The organism is Flavobacterium limnosediminis JC2902, from assembly GCF_000498535.1.
In the GTDB taxonomy this organism is placed as follows: domain Bacteria; phylum Bacteroidota; class Bacteroidia; order Flavobacteriales; family Flavobacteriaceae; genus Flavobacterium; species Flavobacterium limnosediminis.
The window spans coordinates 287,489-304,925 of record NZ_AVGG01000003.1 but is presented as its reverse complement, the minus strand read 5'-3'; the positions used below and the strand labels follow the sequence as shown (position 1 = coordinate 304,925).

The 17,437-nt window shown below is 38.9% G+C and carries 16 protein-coding genes and 1 pseudogene; 10 read left to right on the top strand and 7 right to left on the bottom strand.

Annotation, left to right across the window (positions count from 1 at the left end; translation table 11 throughout):
• Positions 1-248 precede the first annotated feature (248 nt).
• Genes FLJC2902T_RS05950 through FLJC2902T_RS05940 form a run of 3 tightly spaced genes read right to left on the bottom strand, consistent with a single transcriptional unit; the run spans position 249 to position 4,968 of the window.
• Positions 249-713, bottom strand: coding sequence for a hypothetical protein (locus FLJC2902T_RS05950; protein ID WP_023578874.1), 465 nt, complete (start codon positions 711-713; stop codon positions 249-251).
• Between the two features lie 12 nt (positions 714-725).
• Positions 726-2,087, bottom strand: coding sequence for a DUF5689 domain-containing protein (locus FLJC2902T_RS05945; RefSeq protein WP_023578873.1), 1,362 nt, complete (start codon positions 2,085-2,087; stop codon positions 726-728).
• Between the two features lie 10 nt (positions 2,088-2,097).
• A complete protein-coding gene (locus FLJC2902T_RS05940; RefSeq protein WP_035677423.1) occupies positions 2,098-4,968 on the bottom strand; it encodes a TonB-dependent receptor in 2,871 nt (956 codons plus the stop codon).
• A 419-nt stretch (positions 4,969-5,387) separates the two neighbouring features.
• Between FLJC2902T_RS05940 and FLJC2902T_RS05935 the strand changes: the two genes are divergently transcribed.
• From FLJC2902T_RS05935 to FLJC2902T_RS05915, 5 genes are all read left to right on the top strand, one after another.
• Positions 5,388-6,488, top strand: coding sequence for an endonuclease/exonuclease/phosphatase family protein (locus FLJC2902T_RS05935; RefSeq protein ID WP_023578871.1), 1,101 nt, complete (start codon positions 5,388-5,390; stop codon positions 6,486-6,488).
• A gap of 66 nt (positions 6,489-6,554) precedes the next feature.
• Positions 6,555-7,091, top strand: a complete 537-nt coding sequence (locus FLJC2902T_RS05930; RefSeq protein WP_023578870.1) for a 3-hydroxyanthranilate 3,4-dioxygenase — start codon at positions 6,555-6,557, stop codon at positions 7,089-7,091.
• 126 nt (positions 7,092-7,217) lie between these two features.
• Positions 7,218-8,765, top strand: coding sequence for an L-piperidine-6-carboxylate dehydrogenase (gene amaB, locus FLJC2902T_RS05925; protein WP_035677500.1), 1,548 nt, complete (start codon positions 7,218-7,220; stop codon positions 8,763-8,765).
• Positions 8,766-8,849: 84 nt separating this feature from the next.
• On the top strand, positions 8,850-9,227 hold the full coding sequence (locus FLJC2902T_RS05920) for a carboxypeptidase-like regulatory domain-containing protein (RefSeq protein WP_023578868.1): 378 nt from the start codon (positions 8,850-8,852) through the stop codon (positions 9,225-9,227).
• Positions 9,228-9,312: 85 nt separating this feature from the next.
• Entirely contained in the window at positions 9,313-10,203 is an 891-nt protein-coding gene (locus tag FLJC2902T_RS05915; RefSeq protein ID WP_023578867.1) for a CPBP family intramembrane glutamic endopeptidase, read from the top strand.
• Positions 10,204-10,257: 54 nt separating this feature from the next.
• On the opposite strand, the pseudogene FLJC2902T_RS16010 reads toward FLJC2902T_RS05915, so the two are convergent.
• A pseudogene (locus FLJC2902T_RS16010) lies at positions 10,258-10,365 on the bottom strand (PhnA domain-containing protein); the annotation flags it as partial.
• A 450-nt stretch (positions 10,366-10,815) separates the two neighbouring features.
• Between FLJC2902T_RS16010 and FLJC2902T_RS05905 the strand changes: the two are divergent.
• The 3 genes from FLJC2902T_RS05905 to FLJC2902T_RS05895 all read left to right on the top strand — a co-directional run bounded on the left by FLJC2902T_RS05905 (position 10,816) and on the right by FLJC2902T_RS05895 (position 13,047).
• Positions 10,816-11,436: a hypothetical protein gene (locus FLJC2902T_RS05905; RefSeq protein WP_023578865.1), complete on the top strand. Its 621-nt coding sequence runs from the start codon at positions 10,816-10,818 to the stop codon at positions 11,434-11,436.
• Between the two features lie 21 nt (positions 11,437-11,457).
• On the top strand, positions 11,458-12,078 hold the full coding sequence (locus FLJC2902T_RS05900) for a hypothetical protein (RefSeq protein WP_023578864.1): 621 nt from the start codon (positions 11,458-11,460) through the stop codon (positions 12,076-12,078).
• 78 nt (positions 12,079-12,156) lie between these two features.
• Entirely contained in the window at positions 12,157-13,047 is an 891-nt protein-coding gene (locus FLJC2902T_RS05895) for a CPBP family intramembrane glutamic endopeptidase (protein ID WP_023578863.1), read from the top strand.
• 54 nt (positions 13,048-13,101) lie between these two features.
• Here the strand turns inward: FLJC2902T_RS05895 and FLJC2902T_RS05890 are convergent, their stop codons facing one another.
• The 3 genes from FLJC2902T_RS05890 to FLJC2902T_RS05880 are packed head-to-tail and all read right to left on the bottom strand — an operon-like array spanning position 13,102 to position 14,946.
• On the bottom strand, positions 13,102-13,674 hold the full coding sequence (locus FLJC2902T_RS05890; RefSeq protein WP_023578862.1) for a PhnA domain-containing protein: 573 nt from the start codon (positions 13,672-13,674) through the stop codon (positions 13,102-13,104).
• A gap of 18 nt (positions 13,675-13,692) precedes the next feature.
• Positions 13,693-14,178, bottom strand: coding sequence for a DUF6646 family protein (locus FLJC2902T_RS05885; protein WP_023578861.1), 486 nt, complete (start codon positions 14,176-14,178; stop codon positions 13,693-13,695).
• A 39-nt stretch (positions 14,179-14,217) separates the two neighbouring features.
• Positions 14,218-14,946 (bottom strand): metallophosphoesterase, encoded by a 729-nt coding sequence (locus tag FLJC2902T_RS05880; RefSeq protein WP_023578859.1) that lies wholly within the window; start codon positions 14,944-14,946, stop codon positions 14,218-14,220.
• A gap of 178 nt (positions 14,947-15,124) precedes the next feature.
• Between FLJC2902T_RS05880 and FLJC2902T_RS05875 the strand changes: the two genes are divergently transcribed.
• Together FLJC2902T_RS05875 and FLJC2902T_RS05870 are read left to right on the top strand one after the other, a co-directional pair.
• Complete coding sequence (locus tag FLJC2902T_RS05875; protein WP_023578858.1) at positions 15,125-15,322, top strand: hypothetical protein; 198 nt, start codon at positions 15,125-15,127, stop codon at positions 15,320-15,322.
• Positions 15,323-15,412: 90 nt separating this feature from the next.
• Positions 15,413-17,413: a tetratricopeptide repeat-containing sensor histidine kinase gene (locus FLJC2902T_RS05870; protein WP_035677418.1), complete on the top strand. Its 2,001-nt coding sequence runs from the start codon at positions 15,413-15,415 to the stop codon at positions 17,411-17,413.
• The last annotated feature ends 24 nt before the right edge of the window (positions 17,414-17,437 follow it).

The following is a 17,437-nucleotide window of genomic DNA, read 5'->3' as shown; positions in this document are numbered from 1 at the left end:
CTCAGGAAAAGGATACGGCGAAAGCGAACTAAAAGTACAATGCGACCAATGCACGGACGAAGAACATGCTAAAAACAGACGTTCTGAGTTTATGATTGTGAAGAAATAGTCACAGTCTGTAGATGGTTATAAATAAAAAGGCACTCCGTAATGGGGTGCTTTTTTTGTTGTAGGTTCGGGGATATATAGGCAGAAATAAAAAAAGCGCCCAACTATTTTGGACGCTTTTTTAAAGATATGATATTTTATTATTCTGCTTTTTGAAACTTCAGGAAGGTTACTTCGTTAGTGTCTTCATCAGTATAAGAAATTTCCATAGTATCATAGGTTAAGGATACCAGGTTTCGGGTAGTTTCCACTTCGGTCGGTATGCCGTCAATTTCTTCAGTTGTTGTTAAAATCAACGTTCTTCCTTCTTTTCGGTATTCCCCTTGCATAACTTCACTTTCACAGCTTGTACCGTTGTATCGGAAATCCGTATGGTTGAAACTGTAATCTTCATTTAGAAGCAAATTATCCAGATCGCATTCAGCATCATTTTCATAGGGAAGGTAATCCAGGATGTTTTCCTCGTCTAAGGTTCCCATCTCAACTGGAATCCATTTTCCTGCCAGATAATTTTGCTGTACAAAGTTCACGTCGTCGTCATCTTCACAAGAAACATTGAATGTTAACAGTGCCAGAGCAAGGGAAATTTTAAATATTTTTTTCATGTTTCTTAGTCGTTAAAAACCGTATACTTTTACATTATCCACCTGGAACGCACCGTCTAAAGTTTGATCGGTTCCTGATCCTTTAAATTTGTAGGCTACATAAATGTTTCCGCTGTATGCCGATAAATCAACTGTAGAAGTAAGGAATTCATACCAAGCCGTTGCTTTTACCGGAGCATTGTAAGGAACAGTTGTCCATGTAGCCGTAAGTACGTTTGTGCCGTCAAAATCCGTTGAAACCAATACTTCCATACGGTTGTTAGGGGAATCTACATCCAAGTGGTGCTGACAAGCTTCAAACTTTAAGATTTTAGTAGTATAAGCTCCAAGGTTGATGGCCGGACTCACTAACCAAACGATATTGGAAGCATCTCCCGAATTGAACGCGCTGAATTCCGCATAACCATTGGTTACTCCGGCTGTAGTGAAGGTTTTCTCTCTCCACAAATCGTTACCTGCCTGAGCGAAGTTAACCCATCCCGGAATGTTCAGGTTGGTATTGTTGGTAGCCGATTGGAAATCTTCTGAAAAGAAAGGATCAGCCAAGTTGAAACGTTCTTGATCAAGCATAACGTCTCTTTCATAACGAGCCATAAACTGATACGTGTCACCAAAACGCGTTAAAACACCTCTGATTTTTCCGCTTCCAAACGGTACCAATTTATGTGCAAATCTCGAATACAAACTAGTTCTGAAAACCATTTGCGTACCGGTTCTGTCCGTGATGTAATGGTTGGTTCCGGATCCAAGATCGTTGTTGGATTCATAATAATGTTTCCCCATGGCAGCATCTGAAAACTGTACATTGTCCACTTCGATCAGTTTGTTTAAGTAACTGTCGGTATTCGCAGTTAACTGGGCAAGACTGACATGTTTTACCAATTGTTCTTCGTCAACTCTTGTGCATGAGCTTTTAAGGGCGTTTCTGGTTTGGGAAAGGGTAAGACGACCAACTTCAGCCACGCCGCCATCAACGTAAATTCCACCAATTCGCATACCTCCGTCACTGATATCCGTGTAAAGTCCTCTCATTTTGATAAGCACTTTTTTACCCGGCTGATAATCGACGAATGAAGACGTCATTTCTGTCGGCACACTGAAGGCTTTCGAACCGTCCAATGTCTGGAATGAAATCGATTTGAAGAAATTACCGGCTTCGTCACTGGAAGTAACATACGCTTCGATAACATCGTCTTCCTGGTATTGCGCCACTTCTGTTGCTGCAGGGATTTCGGATACCTCTTTGGTTTTTACCAAAGTCGTTTCAATGCATTCCAAGTTAGGCGTGTTGTAATCGTCACCATTTACACATCCGGTTAAAGCCGTTCCCAAGAACGTGAATAAAAGGGCTGATTTTATAATTCTTGTTTTCATTTTTTTAAAATTAGAAGTTAATGTAAAGGTTAACGAAGTACGTTCTTCCGTAACCGTAGAAATATTTAGGGCCAAATGCCGGCGTACCGCTGGAAACATCTTGGTTAAGTTCTCTGTAGGATGCGTTTCTTGCCTGCTCGTAACCTCCTGTTTTGTACGTGATGTCGAATAAGTTGTTTACCGAAGCAAAGAAACCAACCAGTTGTTTCCCTATTTTCCATGATTTTCCTCCGGTTAAGTTAACCAATGTTAAATCGTCAAATTTCTCTTGTTTAAGTAATTGTCTTGCTCTTTCTTCTGTAGCTTCAGGGAAAGGTTGGCCGTTCATGCTTTCCGGATTACGGAAAAAATTATCAGTTCTTAAAATTGGGGCAATATCTAAGTAGCGGTCTGCTAAATAGTTAATGTTGGCACCAATCCACCAGAAATGCGGATCGCGGTATTCCAATCCGAATGATGCTGCCTTTTGCGGCATACCGGCCTGGAAATAATCTTTCAGTTTTGCCTCCCCGTAGTTGGTAACCGGTGCCAAATTGGCATTCGATCCATGTTCATCGGCAGTTAAGGCTACATTCGGGTTGTTGTCGTAAGTGTACTCTCCGTAAGAAGCTGCGGCTGTAGCCTTGATGGTTGAAGTCAGCTGATATTCAATTCCGAATTCGGCACCGATGTTTTTCTTGTTGATTCCTGTTACGGTTTCAGCCACAAAGTTACTGGATTCGTCTGCGGTTTCAGGGTTTCCGTCGTCTACGGTAACACCGTCAGCAAAGAAGAAAGAGGTTTCGGTTGCATTTTCCGTTTTGGCATAAAAAGCGGTAATACGTGCTTTTACTTTTGGCGACCTGAAAATGTAACTTGCATCAGCACTTGAAATGGTTTCGTTACGCAAACCAGGAACAATATTGTTGTTCACACGTGCGTTCGGGAACGTATTTCTCATGGTAGGTGCTTTTGACATTCTTACCCCGTTAAACGTGAACAAGTGATTACCGGAAAGTTTGTAAGTCAGTCCTCCTTTGAAGCCAAAGTTGTCAAAGGCAATTTTTTTGCTGTCGCCGAAACTGTTTGATGGGTAATATCCGTTTCGGTACAAACCTTCTCTTTGGTATTCGTTTCGTGCAAATGTCTGCGCCAGATAGAAGTCAAATTTTCTGTAAGTGAATTTAAATTGCGTAAAAGCATCAATGGCAGTTGCATATAAATTGTAGTTATAGCCATACGAATCGCCTTCTCCTACAGTTCTGCCCGGATTATTCAAATCGGATTCTATCTGATTTTCATTGGATCCGAAAGTGTTGGTGTCAATATAATATTGACCTCCCATTAAATCCAATAGGTACTTGTGGTTGTGTGACTTTAAATGTCTGAAAGTGGCTCCGGCATTTAATGTGATGTTGTCTGCTATTTGCGAGTTTAAAATGGAATTTGCGGTCCATTGTGTGTCGTCTGTTCTGTCTTCGTATAATACATAAAGGCTGTTTCCAGCATCAGACTTTGCGTTGGCATCGTACATTGCCGTCCAGTCCACTTGTCTTTTGTTCGGATCAAGGAAAGTAGCCACTTGTGGGTCGGAAGCGTTTACTAAATCAGGGGTATGGATACCTCCCAAACCGCCCGGTAAATAAGCAGACGGATCGTTTGCGTTTACAATGGCAGGGTCATTTTCGTATTGTGAAAGATAATAGCTTGGAAGATTTCTGTAGTAGGTCGGATCCGGGTTGTTTACGCCCTGGAAGTCAATCCTGCTGTTTCCGACAGTTCCCGTTTGATAAGCCACGTTCGTGTTTAAGCTGGTTTTTTCGTTTAGTTTCCAATAATGACTTAACATCATGATGGGTTCCTGTACGTCTTTGTCACGGGAATTTCTTTTTTTACCGTCTTGCCATCCCCAATAGGAGTTGTAATTTACGCCGGCCATATCGGTAACTTCATTCGTGTTTGGCGAATTTTTTCCTCTGCTGTTCTGAGCATAGATGGAAGTGAAGTTCAAACTGTGATAGTCGTTGATTCTTTTTTCAACACTGGCGAAAAGCGAATTCGCAGCGTAGTCAGTTCCTTCAAAATATCCTTCTTCGGCCCATCTTCTGGAAGCGGAAACCACAAAGGCCCATCCTTTACTGTTCATGCCCGAGGCATAAGTTCCCATGCTTCTCCAACTGTAATTTGTGTTTGTGCTTGAGAAAGAGACTCTCGTTCCCGGTCTGTAAAAAGAAGCGCGTGTACTGATTTGCTGTGTACCTAATATACCACCAAATGTGTAGTCAGAAGGTCCGGAACCCATGGTGAATTCCTGATTTCTCATGGCATCATTCAAACCACCCCAGTTGCTCCATTGCGGACGGCCGTCGTATAGTTTGTTCATCACCACCCCGTTAATCATGGTAGTTCCGTATTCGTTGTCCAAACCACGGATTTTGAAACGGGCGGTACCCCAGTTAAAAGCTGCCGACTGTTGATAAGCATCTCGCGAAGCCTGTAACAGTCCGGAAGTACTTTCGGAACCGCTGTTGTCATCGCCTAAATCATTATCGGTGATTACTACTAAGGCCAATCGTTGCTCTGTGGTAACATCCTCTTCTAAAACCACAACGCCTAAATCCAGGGTTTCCCCTTTTTTAATTTCAATTGTAAACGTTTGTGGTAAATAGCCGCTGGTACGGATTAGCAGGATTTGGTTGCCCTCGACTGCTGTTGTGAAAACAAATTCACCCAGAGCGTTAGTCACCGTTGACTGATTCGTGCTTTGGATGGTTGCCACAACATTTTGTAATGCTTTCTGGGTTTTCGAATCAACAACCTTACCTTTTACGGCAGGATTTTGTTGCGCCCAGGCGAAAGCAACTTGCATTACAAGTAATGTACAAATTACAAATTTTCTCATATTAAAAATTAAGGTTAATCCCTTGTTTATTAAAGAATAAGATACAAAGGGGCGCAAATTTACATGTTTTACAACAACTTGCAATGATCTTGTTATAAATTTTCAATATCTTAATCATAACTTAATCATAAATTTTTCACAATTTGTGAGATATTCGATTTAATAGGAATTTAATACACTGTTAGTCAGTAATTTGCATGTGTAGTATTTTTTAAACGGACTTCAATATGTTTAATAAAAATTTATTAACACTACAGAAAATAAACATTTTAGCATTATTGTGTTACATTTGTTGCCCGAAAATAAAAAGTCATTGATGGTTTTTTGTTGTTTTTACCGGCTATTCGTTTGGTTGTAAGCACTTAGACACTGACTGACTTCTAAAAAAGTTGTGTTCAATATAAATAGATTATTACCTTATGAGAAATAGAATTGTTATTCTGTTCGTTTTGTTTCTGAGTGGACTTTCAGTTACTGCACAAGATAAAAAATTTGCTGTGCAGACAGTCGCGTTTTACAATTTTGAAAACCTTTTCGATACCATAAACCAGGCAAACAACGATGAGGAATGGCTGCCGAACGGAGCGCAAAACTGGACTGCTGAGAAGTATAAAAAGAAACTTGAAAACTTAAGCCGGGTTTTGGCTGAATTGGGAACCGGCGACCATCAGAAGGAATCTCCGGTTTTGATTGGTGGAAGTGAAATCGAAAACAGAGGTGTTCTGGAAGATTTGGTAAAACAGCCAAAATTAATCGACAAAGATTATGGTATTGTGCATTTCGATTCGCCTGACAAACGAGGAATCGACGTGGCTTTGCTTTATAAAAAGAAAAATTTCCAACCGTTGAGTTATAAAAACATCCCCTTGATGATTTATGAAAAAAACGGTGATAAGAAAGATAAAAAAGATTCGGAAGAAAAGACAGATGATAATTCACAGGCAGATGTCAAAACCAAAAGAATCTACACCCGCGACCAATTGTTGGTTACCGGTTTATTAGACGGAGAAGAAATTAATGTGATTGTTTGTCACTGGCCTTCGCGTTCGGGTGGTGAAAAGAAAAGTGCTCCTTTGAGAGAAGCGGCTGCGGCCTTAACTAAGAAGATAACGGATTCATTGCAACGTATCAAACCCGATGCGAAAGTGATCATTCTTGGTGATTTGAATGATGGCAGTTTTAATAAAAGTGTCAGAGAAGTAATTGGTGCCAAAGGGAAAAAGAATGATGTGAAACCATTGGGTGTTTACAATCCTTTCGAAAATATGGCCAATCAGGGAATGGGAACCATCGGATATCGTGATGCGTGGGATATCTTCGATATCATCATGGTTACCGAACCGTTGATTAAAAATGATTACTCCTCATGGAAATACTGGAAAGCGGGTATTTACAACAAACCTTTCCTGATTACTACTACAGGGCAATATAAGGGATATCCATTGCGACATACTTTAACAGAAGTCGGTTTCAGTGATCACTTCCCGGTGTATATTTACTTGATAAAAGAAGCAAAATAAAAATAATGAGGTCGGCGAAAGTCGGCCTTTTTATTTTCGTAAATTAGCTCAGCAAAAAGTAAAAATATGGCTATCCAAAAACCCTTCAACCTCAATCAGTGGATTGATGAAAACCGACATTTACTCAAACCGCCGGTAGGTAATAAGAATATTTACGTAGAATCCGAAGATTATATTGTGATGATAGTCGCCGGGCCAAATGCGCGTAAAGACTACCATTACAATGAAACTGAAGAATTGTTTTACCAATTGGAAGGTAATATAAAAGTAATTATTCAGGAAGATGGTCAGCGTAAGGAAATGAAACTGAAAGCAGGTGACATGTATCTTCACCCTGCCCGTGTACCGCATTCGCCTGTGCGCAGTGAAGGTTCGATCGGTTTGGTCATCGAAAGAAAAAGAGCCGGAAGAGGTTTTACTGACGGATTGCTCTGGCATTGTGAGCATTGCAATCATAAATTGTATGAGGTTTACTTTGAACTGAACGACATCGAAAAGGATTTTCTGCCGCATTTTCAGCATTTCTACAATTCGGAAAGCCTGCGGACCTGTACGGAATGCGGTACGGTAATGGAAACCGATCAGCGTTTCGTGGCAAAGTGACACCTGTTTTTGGGGTAAATACCTGATTTTCTTTTGGTTAGTTTTAACGAATAGAATATTATTTATTTAACAAAAAAACGTAGCTTTGCAAAAAATATAAAAAAACCGACTTAAATAATAATAATGATAACAACAGCAGTAGACCAATTTGGTATTCAGGAAGCCTTGGCACAACTGGGCTTAAAAGAAATAAATGAAGGAACTTCCACAGGTTCCAACTGGTTTTCCAACGGGAAAATTATCGAATCGTATTCTCCGGTAACGGGCGAATTGATCGGAAAGGTAAAATCTTCGACCAAAGAAGATTACGAAACGGCCATGAGCGCAGCAGAAGAAGCGTTCAAAACATGGCGTTTGCTGCCGGCTCCGAAACGTGGTGAAATCGTTCGCCAAATGGGTGAGGAGTTGCGTAAAAATAAAGAAGCCCTTGGTAAACTGGTTTCTTTTGAAATGGGAAAAAGCCTTCAGGAAGGTCTTGGCGAAGTTCAGGAAATGATTGACATCTGTGATTTTGCAGTAGGATTGTCCCGTCAGCTGCACGGTTTAACGATGCACTCTGAACGTCCGATGCACAGAATGTACGAGCAATGGCATCCGTTCGGAATTGTCGGAATCATTTCGGCGTTCAATTTCCCGGTAGCCGTTTGGTCTTGGAACACTATGTTGGCTTGGATTTGCGGTGACGTTTGTATCTGGAAACCAAGTTCAAAAACACCTTTGTGTGGTGTGGCTTGTCAAAACATCATCCAAACGGTTTTGGAAAGAAATAATCTTCCGGAAGGTATCAGCTGTTTAGTAGTTGGTAACGAATCTGGGGATTTAATCAATAACGACAAACGTATTCCGTTGGTATCGTTCACAGGTTCCACAAGAATCGGTCGTCACGTATCAAAAACGGTGGCGGAACGTTTCGGAAATACTATCCTTGAATTGGGAGGTAACAATGCGATCATCGTTTCAGAAAACGCCGATTTATCCATGGTATTGGTAGGAGCGGTATTCGGAGCGGTAGGTACTGCAGGACAGCGTTGTACTTCAACCCGTCGTTTAATCATCCACGAAAGTGTATACGACAAGACGTTAGAGGTGTTGAAAAACGCTTACGGACAATTGAAAATCGGAAACCCATTAGACGAAAACAACCACGTTGGACCACTTATTGATAAAGGTGCCGTTCAGGATTACTTAAACGCAATTGAAAAAGCGAAAGCCGAAGGCGGAAGAATCATCGTTGAAGGCGGTGTTCTGGAAGGTGAAGGTTACGAAAGCGGTTGTTACGTAAAACCATGCATCATCGAAGCGAAAAACGAATTCGAAATCGTTCAGCACGAAACCTTTGCTCCGGTATTGTATGTGATGAAATACAGCACGATTGAGGAAGCAATTGCAATTCAAAACGGTGTGCCTCAAGGATTATCATCATCCATCTTTACCAACAACATGAGAGAAATGGAATTGTTCCTTTCTGCTGCCGGATCCGATTGTGGTATCGCTAACGTAAACATCGGAACTTCCGGTGCGGAAATTGGTGGTGCTTTTGGTGGTGAAAAAGAAACCGGTGGTGGCCGTGAGTCAGGATCAGATGCCTGGAAAGCCTACATGAGAAGACAAACCAATACGATTAACTACGGAACGGCGCTTCCGTTAGCGCAGGGAATCAAATTTGATTTTTAATCGATTGTCATAAATAAAGAGAAACCGACTTTCATAAGTCGGTTTTTTTATGCAATTTTATATGAGAATTTAAAGCGTTTGCTGATGAAAAAGATACTCCTGTTGCTGTGCCTGTTTCCTTTTCTGATGGCCAATCAATGCAACGATGACGATGATAACGGCCAGGTGAATTGTACCCAAGAGGCGAGAGCCGGACTCAATGTTACGGTTCATGACGCCGTGACTCATGCGGTGCTGACCGAAAGCGTTACTGTAGTGGCTACGGAAGGAACTTATATTGAAACACTGGAACTTATCCCCGGTTCGGATATTTTTTCCGGTGCCTGGGAACGACAAGGCAGTTATGTGCTGACGGTTTCCAAAGAAGGCTATCAGACTTATACTTCTGAAACCATTGTTGTTACCGCGGATGTTTGTCATGTTATTCCGCAAAATGTTATGGTTCAGCTTGTACCACAATAAAAATTAGAATTTGCTTTTTATAAGATTAAACGTAATATTGCAATCCGACTTATCTTAGTCGGATTTTATTTTTTAAAAAATGCTTATGTTAAAAAAAATTGCAAATTTCCGTCACAACTGGATACCCGTTTTAGCGATTAGTTTACTCGCTGTTTTTGGTCTGATGATTATTTTTTTAGATGTTGATTTGCCTGCTAGCAGAGTCAGTCAGTTTGATGGAAAACATATACTTGTTTTAATGGTATTTGGTTCCGTTGTTGCTCCCGTTCTGGAAGAATTTTCCTTTAGAGGGTTCTTTTCCAATAATAGCAAATTGAAAAAGGTTGCTTTAGTTGGATTTTTATCCTATACAAGTCTGGTGCTTTACTCGAATTATTCCATTGGTTTTGCCATGGCCAATGCGCTGATTTTTTTAGTCCTGATAACGCTTTATTCTAAGTTTAAAAACAATATAATTTTTGTTCTTTTTGTTATCACAAATGCGGTTGTTTTTGGGTTGATTCATTACAGCGCCGAAGATTTTATCGGTCAATTGAATCCGTATGTATTGACGCAAATCGCATGGGGTTTGCTTTTTACGTGGATTACAATCAACAGCAGGTTAACGATGGCTATGGTTTTTCATGGCGCCTTGAATTTAGTGTTACTAACCAATTTTCTTATAAACCTTCAGTTTGTTTCGGAGGAAACAACGGTGATTGAAAAAGATAATGTGAAAATTTCCTATCAGCAGGTGCCGGTTTTGGATTCCAATAACACTACAGTCAATTATGAACCTGATAAAGTTATTGGCAAGAATACAACAATTAAATCACTTTTAGATGTGGCTTTATATGATTCTAATTTAAAAGGGAAGTATTCTTCAATTGTTCCAGTGGCACGCTATAATTTTACCATCGAATTCAAGGATGATAAAAGAAATGTCGCAGCCCTTATAGAGCTGCTTCAGGAGGAAGAAATGGTTATTAAAAATTAAAATAAAAAACCCCGATTCAAACGAATCGGGGTTTTTTATTTTATAGTCTCGAAATTACTTCGTCTTCTTCACATACTGCGTAAGGATAACGATATGCTGTCCTTCCACTCTTCCTTCAATTTGTTCGGCGTTGTCCCAAACCAATTTGATGTTGTGTACCGCTCGCAACGTCATTACTTGTTAAATTGTTGATTAATAAATATTTTTTTTCATCACAATATGTGGCTTTTTTTCTGGTTTTCCCGCTTAAAACTACGCTTTTTGTTTTGTAGGAAAAAAATAACATATTTAACACAATATTTTTGCTTTGTGAGATTCTTGAAAACCGTAAGTAAATTTGTATTTTTTCTTTTGACCAACCGTTTTTTTTTTTTTTTTTGCTTTGCTGAACTTTTTAAAAGAGGCCTCGATTAAAAAGTTGGAATTTCAAAAGGCTTTGAAATGGGCGAGTGTTTTAAGGTTTGAAGTAAATAACCGGCAACGAATAAAAAGGAAAGGTTGGGCTTTTTATTCGAATAGAGTTTTCAACCATTGTAAAAAAGCAGCCTTACTATTAATAATGTTTGGCGACATAAAGTAAGACTGCTGTAAATTAAATATTAAAACAAAATTATGAAAAAAAACGTATTGATTTTTGGTCTCGTTGTGTTTAGTTTATTGACTTTTTCTTGTTCAAGTGATGAGGCAAAAGAAGTAAAGGAAGTAAAGAATGAAAAGAATGTCACAGAAACAAGTAGAATTGGACAAACTTATTCAATTGAAAGCGGAAATGTGTCTTACAAATTTTCAGAAGAATCAAATATAAGTTTGTACGAAAATGATACCCTTTCATATGAATTCAATTATAGTAATTTTTCCGATATAGATATAGTTGATGAGTATGATGATGTGATAATTAAAAATCCAATAACTAATGAATTTTTTAGACTTTATAATATTGAATCACATGAAGGTTATGAAAAATTTGATTTGGAAACGAGTAGTGGTAAAAAGTTGTACAATATTAAATTTTATAATGATGAAAAAATATTAACTGAAGGGAAATATTGTTGGCAATGTGTATATATTGTTGTTACAACTGTTGCAGGTGTTTTAGTAGATATGACTTCCGATTCGTATGATTCAAATTGTAATAAAGCTATATCTGCTTGTGGATCTGGTGGTGTGAAATCAATTACGATTATCGACAATGGTTGGTTTCAAGCCGCTTCGTGTACAGTGATTTGCAAATAAAAATCAAAATAAGATACAATTATGAAAAAATTATTCTTAAAGATACTTCCATTGCTATTGATTACTGTATCGGTTGTGACTTCTTGTAGTAATGAGGGGAATGAAGAACCAACTAAAAGTCAAAATGAGTCATCAAATCTAACTGCAAGAATATCATCTGAATATGGAAGTTTAGAATTTGAAAATAAGACGGTTACGATTAATAAAATAGGATATAGTAAATATGTTAACGATAGTTTGCAATATGATTTCGACTATGATGAAGAAATTGATTATGTGATTGATGAAACAGAAAATGAGGTCATCGTTTCCAATGTTGAAGATAGTAGTGAATTTTTTAAAATTCGAAATATCGTAGTTGAAGAGGATAAAATAGTGTTTAATGTTTTAACTAGTAATGGTGAACTTTTCGAAAATATCGAGTATTATGCTGATTCTGAAACATTAGAAGAGGCAAAATTTTGTGTGTCGTGTTGGATGATTGGCCCCACCTTTACACTTCTTAATATATTGTTTGATGATACTCCTCCTTGTCAAGCAGAAATTAATTCATGTCTTAATTCAGGAGGTCTTCCTACTGTAACAATTACAAGTGGTATTTTTAGTAGTTCATGCTCTGTTACATGTAAACCAAAGCCCTAAATTTTTTGAAGCCAATGGTTAACTCTTATCATTTTTTGCTGGCGTTGGCTTGTTAATTAATTTAAAAATTCAATCGAAATGTTTGAAACTTCAACAAATTTCCGTCACAACTGGATACTCATTTTAGCTATAATTTTAGGAACTGCCTTTGGTTTGATGTCTTTTTTTCTTGAAATAAAGCCACCAGTTAGTAGTGCAGATTTTTTTGAAGGGGTAAAGATACCTGTTTTTATAGTAATCGGGACTGTCATAATGCCTGTCTTGGAAGAACTATCCTTTAGAGGTTTCTTCTCAAACAGCAATAAAATGAGAGCAATTGCTTTAATTGGATTTTTAAGTATTTCAAGTTCGGCACTTTATTCAAATTATTCAATTGTATTTGCTTCTTTAGTTCTAGTTTTGATGGTTGTTTTGACAATTCTTTACTTTAAGTTTAGAAACAATATAATCTTTGTTCTTTTCGTAATCAGTAATGCGCTTGTTTTTGGATTGATTCATTACAGTGCCAAAGATTTTGCAGTTCAGGGAAATCCATTTGTAATGGTTCAAATCGGGGCAGGCCTTTTTTTAACATGGGTTACATTGAACAGTCGCCTAAGGACAGCTATGCTTGTTCATGGAGTTTGGAATTTTATTGCGTTAGCTTCGATGTTGTTAAGTCTTCAGTTTGTTTCCAAAGAAATTGAGGTCATAGAGCAGGGCAAGGTAAAAGTATCCTACCAGCAGGTACCTGTTTTTGCTTCGAATGCAATCTCGCTTACCAATGAATCAAACAAAATGGTTGTGAAAAACGCCACCATCAGAATGCTCATGGATTTAGCTCTAATTGACCGTGATTTAAAAGACAAATATTCTTCGGTTGATCCTTTGGCGAGATATAATTTTACCATCGAATTCAAAGATGATAAACGAAATTTCGAAGAAGTTTTAAAGATATTACAAGAGAAAGAAATGGTTGTCAGAAATTAAAAACAAAAACCCCGACTCAACTGAATCGGGGTTTTTTATTACATAATATCGAAATTACTTCGTCTTCTTCACATACTGCGTAAGGATAACGATATGCTGTCCTTCCACTCTTCCTTCAATCTGTTCGGCGTTGTCCCAAACCAATTTGATGTTGTGTACCGCCGCACCGCGTTTCGCTGTGAAATTAGCGCCTTTAACGTCCAAATCCTTAATCAATACCACAGAGTCCCCATCGAATAAAATATTGCCGTTAGAATCCTTGTGAACGATTTTACCCTCGTCGTCGTCACCTTCTCCCGTTGCTTTTGCCCATTCTAACGCTTCTTCGTCAAGATACATCATCTCCAAAAGGTCGTTCTTTTTCAAACGGGTAAGCATACGCCAGGAAACGATCTGTACCGGTAAATACTCGCTCCACATACTGTCAGACAGGCAATGCCAGTGGTTCGGATCGGTGGTTTCCGGGTTCTCGATTTGTCCCACACAGGTTTTACAGGCAAGGATGCTGTCGTTCAGCGTATCTTTAGAATCAGGCGGGATATTATATACAACCAAATCATGCGGGTTACCACACAATTCGCATTTTGAGTCACTTCGGTCTTTTAATTTTTTTTCTATTACGCTCATGATAGTTGTTTTTATGGATTATAAATTAAAGCTGGCTCCAACATAAAAGACAGCCTGGTTGTTAAGTTTTTGGTAACCTTCGGGATTGCCGTCATAGCTTTTTATCGGGAAACTGAATTCCGAGAAGAGTCCGAATCCTTTGGTAAAAAAATAACGCGCACCCAAATGACCGCCGAAATTTCGCAAACCTAAGTTTAGACCGGGATAAATGTCTAATTTCTCTTCAATCCCAATAACATTAGCAATATTGGCATTAAAACGTGCCCTTAAGTCAAACTCATCTTCAAATTCCGACGCATCACCATCAACACTCAATAAATAAGTTGCGCCAATACCTAAAGAGATGTTCTCTCCTAAACCATGGTCATAAGTAGTTACAATTCCGGAAGCATGATCCTGAAGATTGGCGCCAAGTTGAAATTTCTGGTCTCCTTTTCCGCTATAAGCCTGTCCATAAGTTAAAGTAAGGGAAGAAAATGCCAGAAAGGTTAATAAGTGTTTCATTGTTTTATTTGAGTTAGTTTTAAATTAAGATTATTGTATTTAGTTCCGGCCCCTTTCGTTCGGATACAACTCCGGTAAGGGTTTGCTTTGCCAGAATTCTTTGGTATCCACATCCATTATTGTCAATCGGCCTTTAAAAGCCGCGCCGGTGTCTAAATTCCAAACGTTGGCCCGATTCACCGGAACCGAATACCCGATGCGGGTAACCGGCGTATGGCCGATAAAAATCTCTTCGTAAAGTGCCATGCGTTTCGGATAAAATAAATCCTTTCGGGAAAGCGTGTTGTCCATGGATAGGGCAGCTTCCCACAGCGTTCGGTCCCAACAAAACATTCCTCGGAAATACTCGAATTCCACCCCTTTCTGATTGGTAAACCCTGCGTGTACAAACAGGCGGTTGCGTTCGTCCAGATGATAGTCGTTCAGTCGGGAAAGGAAGTCGATGTGTCGGTTTTTTATCTCGTCGTGAATGGCCTCGTAAACGTCAACGGTGGATTGTCCCCCGTGCAGGCGCCATTCCTCATTGTCGTGGCCCTCGGAGAGCCACTGCAACACCATTTCCTCGTGATTGCCTTTAATGAAAATGCAGTCGTGGGTTTTGTCCAGGGCAATCAGGAAATCCACCACATGGGGCGTATCATTCCAACCGTCCACGAAATCACCCAGGAAAATGATCTTATCGGCAGGCGTAACGTGCGCCCGTTCCAAAACCTGTTCCAGGGCTCTGAGTCCGCCGTGTATGTCACCGATTACCAGAGTTCTGCTCATCGTTTTACTGAATTTTTAGTCAAATGTCCAAAAAACAAATGGGATTGTCAAATCTTACGGAAAAGAACTACAAAATTAACATTTTTTGACGGAAATCCGCAACGGTGCCGTGTGGCGCAAAGGTAGTTTTGGGACAACCAAAAAAAAGAAAATGTAACCTTAAAAACAACTCCGAAAAATGAGAAGAACAGCCCTTGTATTTGCCTTTTTTACCGCTTTAGTCTTATTGCAATCCTGTACTGCGGAAGAAATCGAAACACAACCAAAACCCGTACCGACAACGGTTGATTATACCGATGCGATGATGCAGCGCGATTCGGTTTCCAGGAATGAGGATGAAATTGATCCGCCTACAGTCCCAGTAATTAAAAAGTAAATAAATATTTGTTAAATTGAAACATTGAATTAAATTAGCCTCCCAATTTGAATTACTTTGGAAAAAAAGATATTATTATTTTTCTTAATTATGGTCTTGATTGGTTGTAATAGAAAAGAGGAAATTACGCTTTCTAAATCTGAAAAATCAGAAATCAATACTCTTATTGAAAAATCCAATGATTTCAAATTATCAAAAACGTCAAGACTTAATTTCACTAAGGAGGCATACAAACTCTTAAATGGCAAAAAAGATTCTGTATCAATAGGTTATTTGTTAAAAGTTGCTGACAGATTCTACAATGTTGGTGAGTATGATGAATTTTTTAAAATATCAAGAAATATTTATCAGTTATCTATCGATAAAAAAGATTCAATCAATATCGCAAAATCATTGAGTAATATTGCTGATTATCACTTTTTCTATTTCAAGAATGACAGTGCATTTACTTATTATGTTAAAGCAGAGAAAATATATAGGCAGATTGGTGAGAATAAAATAAGTAATATTATTTTGTACAATAAGGCAAATATACTTTTATACGAAAACAATTTTTCCCAATGTGAAACAGACATTATTAAAGTTTTGAAAAGAGCTACTTTAGAGAATGATGTAAGATTGGTTTATAATTGTTACCTTACTCTTGGTAAGACTTCCAGAGGGATGGGGAATAATTTAACCGCGATTGACTATTATGGAAAAGCACTAAGTCTAGCAAATAAGTTGACAAATGATCCTCAGTATTCTATTTTGAAAGCTCAGTCTCTAAATTATATTGCTATAGTTTTACAAGAAGAAGGTTTGTTTTCAGAGGCTTTACATAAATCAAAAAGAGCTTTGGGTTATGATGATTTTAAAAAAAGCGAACCACATTTTTTCTGCTATTTATCAAATACCTTGGCCTATTCAAAATTCAAATTAGGCGACGGCGACTGCCTTAAATTGTTCAACGAAACCCTGAAAATTGGGGATAGCCTGGAAAGTATTCCGGTACAGCTTACTTCCAAGCTGTACCTTTCGGAATACTATCTGTCTAAAGAAAATCTAGACAGAGCATTCTTTTTTGCTGATGATGTTCGCCGGACAGCTCATCAACAAAAAGTTTTCGAAGACGAATTGAAAGCCCTCGAATTACTGGCCAAGATTGATCCTTCCAACGATTCGGCCTATAACAAAAGATACATCACGCTCAACGACAGCCTGCAAGATGTGGAACGGGCCACGCGCAATAAGTTCGCCCGCATCGAATTTGAAACCGACGAAATCACTAACGAAAAAAACATAGCGGAAGCCGAGAAGGAAAAAATTTCCGCCCAGCGTTGGATGATACTCGGCTTCAGTCTGTTTTTTATCGTTTTGATCCTGCTGTTTTACGTTTCCCGTTTGCAGCGTTCCAGAAACAGGGAATTGCGACACCTCCAGCAGCAACAGGAAGCCAATCAGGAAATTTACCGACTGATGCTCAACCAACAGCAAAAAATCGAAGAAGGCAAGCAAATCGAAAAGCGACGGATCTCAAAAGAACTTCACGATGGTGTTATGGGGAAATTAACGGCCATCCGGTTGAATCTTTTTGTGCTGGGTAAAAAAAACGATCCGGAAACCATTGCCAAATGTCTGGAGCACGTCGATGAAATTCAGAATATCGAAAAGGAAATCCGCAAAATCTCCCACGACCTGAACCATAATCTGTTTACCGATGCGTCAGATTTTGTTCAGATGGTCAACAATCTGGTCGATAACATCAAGGGGCATTCACCGCTGAATTTCAGAATTATTGCCGACGAGAAAATCGACTGGAATGCCATCAACAGCGAGGTGAAAATGCAAGTGTACCGTATTCTCCAGGAAGCGCTGCACAACATCGAAAAATATGCACAGGCCAGAAACGTCTGTGTGAGCATGACCGAGAAGGATGGATGCCTGAACGTTTCTATAACGGATGACGGCATAGGATTCGACTCAAAAACAATCAAACCCGGAATCGGACACAAGAACATGAAGGAACGCGCCGCCGAAATTAACAGCGAACTCACAATCATGTCAGAATTAGGAAAAGGAACACAAATTAATTTGACAATTATAACATAGTTTTATATTTTTGTGCGAAATATA

Bases quoted from the DNA above. Each gene is read 5' to 3' on its own strand.
- FLJC2902T_RS05875 (WP_023578858.1), top strand. From the start codon at position 15,125: ATGAGAAGAACAGCCCTTGTATTTGCCTTTTTTACCGCTTTAGTCTTA.
- FLJC2902T_RS05920 (WP_023578868.1), top strand. From the start codon at position 8,850: ATGAAAAAGATACTCCTGTTGCTGTGCCTGTTTCCTTTTCTGATGGCC.
- FLJC2902T_RS05945 (WP_023578873.1), bottom strand. From the start codon at position 2,087: ATGAAAACAAGAATTATAAAATCAGCCCTTTTATTCACGTTCTTGGGA.
- FLJC2902T_RS05890 (WP_023578862.1), bottom strand. From the start codon at position 13,674: ATGAGCGTAATAGAAAAAAAATTAAAAGACCGAAGTGACTCAAAATGC.
- FLJC2902T_RS05870 (WP_035677418.1), top strand. From the start codon at position 15,413: ATGGTCTTGATTGGTTGTAATAGAAAAGAGGAAATTACGCTTTCTAAA.
- FLJC2902T_RS05895 (WP_023578863.1), top strand. From the start codon at position 12,157: ATGTTTGAAACTTCAACAAATTTCCGTCACAACTGGATACTCATTTTA.
- FLJC2902T_RS05915 (WP_023578867.1), top strand. From the start codon at position 9,313: ATGTTAAAAAAAATTGCAAATTTCCGTCACAACTGGATACCCGTTTTA.
- FLJC2902T_RS05935 (WP_023578871.1), top strand. From the start codon at position 5,388: ATGAGAAATAGAATTGTTATTCTGTTCGTTTTGTTTCTGAGTGGACTT.
- FLJC2902T_RS05940 (WP_035677423.1), bottom strand. From the start codon at position 4,968: ATGAGAAAATTTGTAATTTGTACATTACTTGTAATGCAAGTTGCTTTC.
- FLJC2902T_RS05950 (WP_023578874.1), bottom strand. From the start codon at position 713: ATGAAAAAAATATTTAAAATTTCCCTTGCTCTGGCACTGTTAACATTC.
- FLJC2902T_RS05885 (WP_023578861.1), bottom strand. From the start codon at position 14,178: ATGAAACACTTATTAACCTTTCTGGCATTTTCTTCCCTTACTTTAACT.
- FLJC2902T_RS05905 (WP_023578865.1), top strand. From the start codon at position 10,816: ATGAAAAAAAACGTATTGATTTTTGGTCTCGTTGTGTTTAGTTTATTG.
- FLJC2902T_RS05880 (WP_023578859.1), bottom strand. From the start codon at position 14,946: ATGAGCAGAACTCTGGTAATCGGTGACATACACGGCGGACTCAGAGCC.
- FLJC2902T_RS05900 (WP_023578864.1), top strand. From the start codon at position 11,458: ATGAAAAAATTATTCTTAAAGATACTTCCATTGCTATTGATTACTGTA.
- FLJC2902T_RS05930 (WP_023578870.1), top strand. From the start codon at position 6,555: ATGGCTATCCAAAAACCCTTCAACCTCAATCAGTGGATTGATGAAAAC.